Raw genomic sequence first — 246 nt, 5'->3', positions numbered from 1 at the left:
ACTCAGGACCCTCGCCAAACCAGATTTGGTAAGATTCCATGACTTTTCGGGCATGGACTCCCTGTCGCTCGTCGTGGCCAAGACGTCCTGAAACTTCTTTCCGGCGACGAACATCTCCATTGTACGCATCGGTCAGATAACTGCCCAGCAGCGTCAGCGCGAGACAATGGCCACCGAACTCGTCGCTGGCACTTCGCAGCTCCGCTTGATCGCCTTTGACGCCCAGGGTGCGGAGCAGCTTCGCAC

At 58.1% G+C, this 246-nt stretch carries 1 protein-coding gene; it reads right to left on the bottom strand.

Annotated features, from left to right (window positions below; all coding sequences use genetic code 11):
- Nucleotides 1-246, bottom strand: a 246-nt coding sequence (locus ACLJNW_RS27580) for a hypothetical protein (RefSeq protein ID WP_410961743.1), incomplete at both ends; no start/stop codon positions are given.

The sequence above is a fragment of the Salmonella sp. SAL4457 genome (genome assembly GCF_046548235.1).
Lineage (GTDB): Bacteria > Pseudomonadota > Gammaproteobacteria > Enterobacterales > Enterobacteriaceae > Salmonella > Salmonella enterica.
This window is presented reverse-complemented; position numbering and strand designations above follow the sequence as displayed.